Annotated in this window: 4 protein-coding genes; 2 read left to right on the top strand and 2 right to left on the bottom strand. The window is 50.2% G+C overall.

Annotation, left to right across the window (positions count from 1 at the left end; translation table 11 throughout):
* Positions 1-466: 466 nt before the first annotated feature.
* A complete protein-coding gene (locus ACN0YN_RS10690; RefSeq protein ID WP_417384994.1) occupies positions 467-1,567 on the top strand; it encodes a DSD1 family PLP-dependent enzyme in 1,101 nt (366 codons plus the stop codon).
* A gap of 189 nt (positions 1,568-1,756) precedes the next feature.
* Here ACN0YN_RS10690 and ACN0YN_RS10685 read toward each other — a convergent pair whose 3' ends face one another.
* A complete protein-coding gene (locus tag ACN0YN_RS10685) occupies positions 1,757-2,263 on the bottom strand; it encodes a hypothetical protein (RefSeq protein WP_417384993.1) in 507 nt (168 codons plus the stop codon).
* A 251-nt stretch (positions 2,264-2,514) separates the two neighbouring features.
* Here ACN0YN_RS10685 and ACN0YN_RS10680 point away from each other — a divergent pair, with 251 nt between their 5' ends.
* The gene (locus ACN0YN_RS10680; RefSeq protein WP_417384992.1) at positions 2,515-3,891 is read left to right on the top strand and encodes a DUF1501 domain-containing protein; all 1,377 of its coding nucleotides are present in this window, start codon (positions 2,515-2,517) and stop codon (positions 3,889-3,891) included.
* Between the two features lie 21 nt (positions 3,892-3,912).
* Here ACN0YN_RS10680 and ACN0YN_RS10675 read toward each other — a convergent pair whose 3' ends face one another.
* On the bottom strand, positions 3,913-9,249 hold the full coding sequence (locus ACN0YN_RS10675) for a DNA repair ATPase (protein WP_417384991.1): 5,337 nt from the start codon (positions 9,247-9,249) through the stop codon (positions 3,913-3,915).
* Positions 9,250-9,327: the final 78 nt, after the last annotated feature.

The following is a 9,327-nucleotide window of genomic DNA, read 5'->3' as shown; positions in this document are numbered from 1 at the left end:
AAACCCTTAAAAAATATGCCTATGACGGCAAGCCGTCATAAAAACAATAGAGAGTTTGACGCCAATCAACATCAAACAGGTCGCCTGCCTGATGCGCTACAGATTGGCTCAATAATTTTAGTTACCTGAATATGTTCCATCCACGATTCCCGAAAGAATCACTTCCAGAACATACCGGCTTCCACTCTTAAAATTTGGGGCCACCAACCATTTTGTCAAAGATCAACCACCAAAGCTGTCAGCTCTTAAGTGTCCAGTTTTCATCGACAATTAAGTGCCAGAACTTCAATGGGGACGCGGAGTTTATCGAGGTTTTTCAGAACTGTCAACGCAGTGGGAAAAGTTTTTTGAATATTGTCTGAATTCAAGAATTCTGCTCGTGAGACTGCGATTTTCAATCGTTTTCGGTACCATCTCATAATCAACTTTGATGCGTTCAACGACCTTTTGGAGTTTAGGAAGTTTCATGACTCAGTCCGTAATTGGATCACACAAATTCGATCTCGATACCCCGATTCTCTGCATCGACCTGGATATTATGGAATCAAATATTCAGAAGATGTCCGACTATATTCTCAGCCGCGGCAAGACCTGGCGGCCCCACGAAAAATGCCATAAAACCCCCGCGATTGCCCTGGCCCAGATGGGAGCTGGCGCCATCGGCGTCACCTGTGCGAAAGTCTCCGAAGCCGAAGTCATGGCAGCAGCCGGCGTCAAAGACATCCTGATCGCTAATATGATTGTCGGCAAAACCAAGTGGGAACGGGTTGTCTCCCTCTGCCGTCATGCCCGCCCCATCATCGCCTGTGACCATTATGCCCAGATCGAACCGCTGGCGAAAATGTGTGCCGATGCCGGCGTTGTCTGCCGCATGATGCCGGAAGTCAATATCGGGCTGAACCGCGTCGGCTCCCGACCGGGACAGGATACACTCGATCTCGCCATGGCCATCGACAAGCTGGAAGGGGTCGAACTGGCGGGCATTATGGGCTACGAAGGACACCTGCTGCAGATCCAGGATCAGGCCGAAAAGGAAGAAAAGATCGTCGAAGCGATGCGAACCCTCGTAGGCTGTAAAACGGCGATTGAAGCCAAAGGTATCCCCTGCGAAATCGTCAGCGCCGGCGGCACCGGTTCCTACCAGATCACTTCCAACTGCGAAGGGATCACCGAACTGCAGGCCGGCGGAGGCATTTTCGCGGACCCGATGTATGTCAATAAATGCAACCTGACAGGCCTCGACTACTCATTGAGTGTGCTGGCCACCGTGGTCAGCCGTCCGGAAAAAGGACGTATGGTCCTCGACTGCGGCCGCAAAACGATGCACCCCGACTTCCAGCTCCCCCTGGTCAAAGCCTGGCCGGATGCGGAAGTCACCGCGCTCAGTGCCGAACACTGTGCCGTCACCCTGGGACCGGAATCTCAGGATCTCAAGATCGGCGACAAGATCGAACTGATCCCCGGCTACGCCGACTTCACCACGATCCTGCACGAGAACTTCTATGGCTTCCGCAACGATCGCCTGGAAGTCGTCTGGCCTATCCAGGGACGTGGCAAGATTCAGTAATTCAAACCTGTCGGCAGTGAATGCAGTGAACCACCATCATGTTGCGCAGCCTTCTTGCGCAACATGATGTTTCAGGCTGTGTTCATGCCCTTGATCGTCCCCGAGATTTCTACCAGACCTCTGTATCTCAGCAAGAGTAAGCTGAATGTCAGCCGATCCAGCCTCACCTCTCTTGTTGTGGGACACTACTTAAGCCGCTCTTAACGCCAGTCCCACAAAAGAAATGAACAGATAAAACACAGCAACCAGAGCTAACACGATCAGATACTGACAAAGTACAACTCCCATCGCCCGCTTTAAAGTTGTCGGGAGCAATGAAGAAACGATCGCTGAAAAAATCACAAAAGTGATCGGCAAAACCACCAGATTAAAAAGCAATTCCATCCTGGGATCAATCCCCTCTGGTCCGATCGGAATCAGACCGGTAGCGCCAATAATCGCTCCAATCAAGAAGCCGACAATGACGTCGGCAATCGTTGATAACAACAGAATCCCCATGGCATTCAACATGCCAGGCTCAGGAACTCTGTAGGGACTGGCTTCATCAAAGCTGGCTAAATTGTTAAATAAACTGACGGAAGTACGCAGAATGACAGCCCCGATCAACAGTGCGATGGGAAGTACAAACACTACCACACAAAGCAGTGCCGCCACTGGATTCGCATCCCCCAATACCAGCATCGATGAATCAAGCATATATTTCTCCTCAAATGCCCCTCAAAAGCAATCACAATTGTCTACATAAACTCTAAGTACACATGCAACATAAGTAAGTCAACAACATAAATGGATTTACATGTTTTATTCCCGATTTGATTTCCCTCAGCACGCGTTTGTCACAAGTTGATTCCGTATCGTGTTTTCGTTGCACCCTGCTACAGTTTCCGTTAACATAAACACACTTTGATATGTCGCTCTGATAACAAACCTAAAAGGTCCGTTGAAGAATGAATCGAAGCCGACTACAAGCCGCATGTCCCGAATTTCAAAAAACTCTGCGATTCAATCGACGCGGCTTTTTGAAAGCGGGTGGTTTAGGACTCACAGGTCTGACACTCCCGGAACTCCTGCGCCATGAAGCACACGCAGGACCGGCCGCCAGAAAAGAGAACTCGGTCATCATTCTCTGGATGCGGGGCGGCCCCTCGCAGCATGAAACATGGGATCCCAAACCCCACGCACCCGCCGAATTTCGCGGCGACTTTGGAGCCATCAGAACCTCGATACCCGGAATTGAAATCGTCGACCTGATGCCACGCTGCGCGAAGATCATGGAAAAATGGTCCATCATCCGCAGCCTGCATCACACCAACGCGGGACATTCCGCCGGTGATCAGATCCTGTTTACCGGCCATCCACCGGGAACTGACCCGACCATCAATGTCCATCCCAGTTGTGGTTCCATTGTTTCGGAACAGGTGGGCCATCTGACTCCCGAACTCCCTCCGTATGTCATGATCCCGCGTCAGGTCCCCGGTACCGATTCCGCTTACCTCGGCGTTGCCCATAAGCCATTTGAAACATTAGCTGACCCGGCCAATGATGGACCCTTTACTTTACAGAACTTTTCGCTCGTCGAAGGCATCAACGACAATCGTTTTGCTCGGCGGAAAGATCTGCTGAAGGGCTTTGATCAGTTTCGCACGGACCTGGATCGTTCGGGACAACTCACGGCAATCAGCCAGTTTCAGCAGCAGGCATTTGGCATCCTGAGTTCCGACAAGGCGCGAAAGGCATTCGACCTGGATGCCGAACGCGAAAGCACACGGGAACGATATGGCTTCGTTCCCCGCTACGATCCCATGGATCCCACGCGCTGCAGTGCCAGCGCCTTTTCACAGCGGATGCTCTTAGGCCGCCGTCTGGTGGAAGCGGGTGTGCGACTGGTGACCGTCGACTGTCGCTGGTGGGATACCCACGTCAAAGGGTTCGACTCAATGCGAAACGGCTTCCTGCCTCGCTGGGATCAGGCTTATTCCGCGTTGATCGAAGACCTCGATCAGCGTGGTCTGCTGGAATCGACGCTCGTCGTGGCCTGGGGCGAATTTGGTCGCACTCCCCGCGTCAATAAGAATGCAGGCCGCGACCATTACCCGAATGTGTTCAGCGCCGCAATTGCCGGGGGACCAGTTAAGGGAGGCCGCGTGGTGGGATCATCGGATTCCAAAGGTGCGTTCCCGAAAGATAATCCGAAAACGCCACAGGATGTGCTCGCTACAATTTATCAGCATCTGGGAATTGATACTGAGAAGCATTACCTGGATCACTCAGGACGCCCGATTATCACGCTCCCGTTCGGCGAGCCGTTACACGAGTTGGCTTGAAAAGATCATACAGAACTGTCTCTACTCGTCATCGACACGTTTAATGAGGGCGTTGTAGTCTTTCATACAACGGGTCACCAGATCTTTCAGTTCCTGGAACTCGGCCTGGTTGGCATGAGAAGAGGTTAAGAGGGGCTGCATCCAGCCCTGCATCAGATCGAACTGCGTTTCCAGCACATTCAACAGAGAGCGGGGGATTTTATTCACAACCGTGATTCTGTCATCGGAGGTCGTAGCGGATGATTCGCCAGTTGGAGCAGGAGCAGACCCTGGCTGTGCTGACCTGGTTTTGATTGATTGCTCGAACAGGGAAGTTACATCTTTGGTTCCGGTTGTCAAAGCAGCCTGAATCGCATTCAGACTTTCTGACAGATGCTGAAAACGTTCTGCAAATTCTTTAGCATACAAATCCAGACTGGAATCCTTCTCTTTAGTGAGGCGACTGATGCCGGTATTCATACTTTCGCGTATGTCCTGCAGACCTTCACCGACATTGGCCAGCTGCAATATTGCCTGAGCCATCCGGTCTTCGCCGCCTACACTCTTCAGCTGCTGATTTTTGCGGAACGACTTTTTGATATCGTTCCAGCGTTCCAGTTCGGCTTCAGACAAGATCCCCATCAATTCCTTGAACTTCAGCAGGTTGGCTTCGGCATCGGATGTCAGCGTCTGGACGTCGTTTTCATAATTGGAAACAATCAGTGTCTCCAGTTCCTTCTCATTCATCACCGCAAATACTTTTTCAGCGATACGGTTCATATTGCGGTATGATCCCTGCAGCTTGAAGGCGGGTTCGGTACGATAATCATCCGACTGGGCCGCCGAGCGGATGTATTCGCGATTGACGCTCAAAATCACATCACGCACGCGGATCAGCTTCTTCATCGTGGAAACCATCTCGTTGAGTTCTTCCACCGAGTAGTTTCCTTCGAGATCACCCCGTTCGCCACTCCCGTCCTGGGCCATCTGAATGATGGTGTAGATATCTTTCTGGCTGCGTGAAGAGAGTTGGTTGAGCACGGGATTCGAGGTAATGCAGTTCTCCAGGTAACTCATTTCGAACGCATCCGCATGTTCGCCAATCACTTCACCCAGGTTATAGATGTCGGCACGGTTGGAGAGCATGTCCGGGATCTGGAACTTTTCGCCACTCTCCGTATAGGGGTTACCCGCCATCACGACGGCAACTTTGCGTCCACGTAAATCGTAGGTCCGGGTCTCTCCTTTGTAGACCCCTTCTATTTTTCGCTGGGCATCACAGAGTGAAATAAATTTCTGCAGGAATTCGGGATTACAGTGCTGAATGTCATCCAGATAGATCATGACGTTATCCCCCATCTCGAGCGACAGGTTTAACTTCTTGACCTCTTCACGAGCCCCGGCATTCGGTGCCGCAGCCGGATCGAGTGAAGTCACCTGATGTCCGAGTGCGGGCCCGTTGATCTTCATGAAGATGATCCCCAGACGATTCGCAATGTATTCCATCAATGTGGTTTTACCGTAACCGGGAGGAGAGACCAGCATCAAAAGTCCCATCCTGTCGGTCCGTTTATTCTCGCCTGCTTCGCCCATCTGCTTGGCCAGGTTATCTCCGATTACAGGCAGATAGACTTCATCCAGCAGTCGATTCCGGACAAAGGAAGTCAGAACCCTGGGTCGAAATTCTTCGAGCCGCATGGCATCACGAGCATGATCGACGATCTCTTTCTTGAGCGAGAGGTACGATTCATACCGTGGCACATTCACCGATTGAAACTCAGTCAGTCGCTTTGTGTAGCGGTTAAAGTGCAGATGGTATTCTCCATGCTGAATCCGTGCATGTGATCCGGAGAGACCAGAAATCTGTTCGGTTACCACCGCATCAATCAATCGGCTTCGATCCAGACTGTCATCAAGCAGCAGTAACGCCACTTCATCCAGATAATCGAAGTCTTCTTCTGAATTAAGATGATCCAGGTAAGCCTGCACCCAGTCGCGCGCCAGCAGAAACCAGTTTGCCGGATTGCCTTTCGTGGAGGAGAGACTGTCTTTCAACCGTTTCTCTGCATTGTTGTGTTTCAGAAATTTTTCGAACTCCTGATACAGATCGGCGGCTCGTTTACTGATGACAAAAGTGGAGCCATGTACCAGTTCCTGAAACAGGTACTCAGCAGCTTCAGAAACAAGAGCCTGATCGAGGCAGGAGAGCTGTTGTACGAATTGCGAAAGCTGCTGCCTGAGTTCGTTGATGTAATACTGCTGCTGTCCGGTTTGAGGAAAGACCTGCATCACACTGCCGAAACCAGCCAGCTTGGTTTCAAACAGTGTTTTGGTTTCCGTATCACAAAAATAATTCCAGTATAAACCAGCTAAAGCCCGCGCCGCTGATTGATATCGCAGGAGCCCTAGAGCCGGTTTGATTTTCAACAGAGACTTCAAGAGCAGCAATGCATCCTGATCGTGAACCCCTTTGATGTAACCTTCACTGTAACGCGGCCCCATGAATTTCTGGATATATGCGAGCAGTTCCTCATCGGTTTGTTTTGAAAGTGCCAGCAGCGACTGCTCCGGATCGGCTTCAACCGACTTCAGCAGACAGTAGGTTAAATATTCAACACGGTACACATCCTGGTTTTCAGAGACCACTTCCTGATCCCAGACTTCCCTGGTTGCCAGCAGGCGTTCGTCTTCAATCTCTTCAAAAAAATTGGTTCCGGTCAAATGCAGCTGCAGGCTGTCATCTCGAAAGACGGTGGTAAGATCCAATGTCTGGCGGTTCACCGTAAATTTCCGGTTCCCCAGTTTGATGATATTGTCACCGTCGACAAACAACTCCTGCTTGTCTTTTAACTGCCGAACCGTGTCTTCACGAATGCTTTTGAGACGCCCCTGAATGTCGTCGACTTTGACGGTATCCTGCAGCTCACCCAGCTGGCGGACGATGTCGCGAACTTTGTCGATCATCAGATCCGAAGCAAAATAGCCATTGATCTCGTTGATCGTCTTCAGTTGCTCGGCACGACTGCGAATGCCCGTCAGAATGCGATCGGCTGATTTCGCCAGTGAATTTGCCCGTTTGTTGCGGCTTTCTACAATTGCCAGTTTGCGCGATTCAAAGGCTGCGTAGATTTCTTCCCGTTTTTCAGTGAGCTGCTCGACGAACTCATCAAATTCAGCAAAACGGCCCTCCAGTTCCTCAACCTGAATCATCAGTTTGGTAAGGAAGTCATCGCATTTTTCGGGGGAGTCACAGACATCCAGATAGTTCACCACGCCCTGGTTCAGCAATTTCATCTGCGCGTTGAACTCGGCCACTCCTTCAACCGACATCAGTTCTTTGATGCGACGCTTAAGAGCAGCCCGGGACTGATTGATTTTCGAAAAATTAGTGGAGATATTATCGATGATCGCAGTGCGTTTGGTGGTATCTTCCACCTTCAGATTACTGACGATTTCAATCAGCATTTCCAGCTCTTTTGAACTGGCTTCGATCTCTTCTTCGACCTTCCGCGCATCGGAAACTTTTTCGACGGTTTCAATCTGTCCGCCAGCCGCTGCAATTCGATCTTCGTACGGCTTGAGTGCGTCTTCCCGCATCAGGAAGGAAACGCAACGCGCCGCGAGTTTCTCGTTTTTCTCACTGACACTTTTTTCCAGCTGATCGACCAGGCTGTGATCGACATAGCGTAGATCACGCAGCGAAATGACATCGCCTCGCAGGCTTCTCAAGCTGGCCAGGCTCTGTACGAAATCGTCGATTTTGTCAAAGCGACGATGATCGATGTCGGTCAACGTTTTTTTAGTGACCGTTTCTACTTCAGCTGTTTTCTGTTTCGTATTCTGGCGCAGCTGCAGTACTTTTTCGTACTCGGTGACAGCTGCTTCCGCGGCGCGCCTGATTTCGAGGACAATCTCGCCGAGCGCAAATGTTTCTTCCTGATTGATCCAGAAATAAGAATCAAGTACATCGCTGGTGACTTTCACCAGATCAACGTACAGGTTTTCGTAGGCATCTTTCCGATTAATCAATCCCAGCAGTTCGTGACATTCCGCCATGCCACGCACGATATCTTTATTCCCGATTTTGTTGAGGTACGAATCCTGCTTCTGCTGTACCTGAAACGAATCACTGATGTAGGGGGTCTTCCAGAGCTGCAGGGTATGGTGTTTCTGTGGTTCATCCTGACCGGTGAAACAGATCAGCTCTCCCCCCTCGAACAACGTAAACCCGTGGCAGATCATCGGGGTGTCGAGTTTCTGTTCGATCAGGTTATACCGCAGCAGGACATAGGCCCCCTGATCGGGTTGATAAAACACATACAGAAAATCTTCGCCGTTGGGAGACGCAATTCGCTCCTGGTAGAGCATGTCCTGCAGATCGGTTTCGAATGTTTTGGATTCCCCATTCTGCAGGTAGTAACCATTTGAAAATACGAGACCGTGATCATCGGGAAGCAGAATACAGGCATCCTGAATAGAATCGAGGCGTTGTGCTTTCTGCAGTTTTTCGTTGTAGATGAAGTAGCGGTACTTTGTTTCTTTGTAAGGTCGCACTTTCAGTAGAATCAACGAACCGATGAGGGCATAGAAGATTTCCGCATCATCCAGAATCTGATCGGGATCATCGACCGGTTCCGAATAGATACCTTCGCCGGATTCGGTGTTGTTCTCAATCTTGATGGTGAGATCGCCGCCTACGGTTTCGACAAATAATCGATCATCAATCGAAATATGAGGATGCACGCCAGCATAATGCAGATCGCGATGCGTTCGTGTCCATTGAAACTCCTGCTGCGCCGGATACTGGACTTCGTGATCACTGCGATTATCAATATAAACCAACTGATCACTCTGCAGCGCCCACTTGAAAGATTTAAAATCCTTCGGGCCATCTCCCACCTTGAACAGCATATACAAAAAAGGGCCCTTCGCGAAAAACTTTGCGAAGGTCGCTTTTTTATAGTAGCGGTAGATGTCTTTAAAATCTTTTTCAAACGCGTCGTTTCGAATCAGATCAAGAGGCTGTGCATGATAAGTGCCCTCTTTGAATTCGTAAACTGCGAAGACATCGCTCAGATTGATCTCGGTCTTCAAACCAAAATTGACGTTATAACCAAACAGAAATCGATTGCCGACAGCCAGTATGTCGCGGGGAATACAATTGTGCTCAGTGGTAATCCGATCGCTGCCAACCAGCCGGGTTTCGATCGAACCAAATACTTCTTTGCGAAGATCGTTCAGTTTCCCCAGGCGGGCCTGCAGTTCTTTACCGTGGCCTTTCAGGCGATTTTGAATAATTTCGTAGGTACTGCTTTCCAGGGCAATGCTGTCCGCATTACTTTCTGCAGTCTCTTCTGAATCATTTTTCAAATCGGCCATTGGAATGTATTTCCCGGGGAACTCTATACTGATTATTTTTGCAGACGAAAGAACCGGCTTCAATCGGCGATCTCTCCA

Origin of the sequence: Gimesia sp., from assembly GCF_048260065.1 — a bacterium.
Classification (GTDB): Bacteria; Planctomycetota; Planctomycetia; order Planctomycetales; family Planctomycetaceae; genus Gimesia.
The sequence above is the reverse complement of the archived record's forward strand: the minus strand, read 5'-3'. Positions and strand labels throughout refer to the sequence as shown.

What these genes read in the sequence shown, in the direction of transcription:
- ACN0YN_RS10690 (WP_417384994.1), top strand. Translation starts at nt 467, where the DNA reads ATGACTCAGTCCGTAATTGGATCACACAAATTCGATCTCGATACCCCG.
- ACN0YN_RS10685 (WP_417384993.1), bottom strand. Translation starts at nt 2,263, where the DNA reads ATGCTTGATTCATCGATGCTGGTATTGGGGGATGCGAATCCAGTGGCG.
- ACN0YN_RS10680 (WP_417384992.1), top strand. Translation starts at nt 2,515, where the DNA reads ATGAATCGAAGCCGACTACAAGCCGCATGTCCCGAATTTCAAAAAACT.
- ACN0YN_RS10675 (WP_417384991.1), bottom strand. Translation starts at nt 9,249, where the DNA reads ATGGCCGATTTGAAAAATGATTCAGAAGAGACTGCAGAAAGTAATGCG.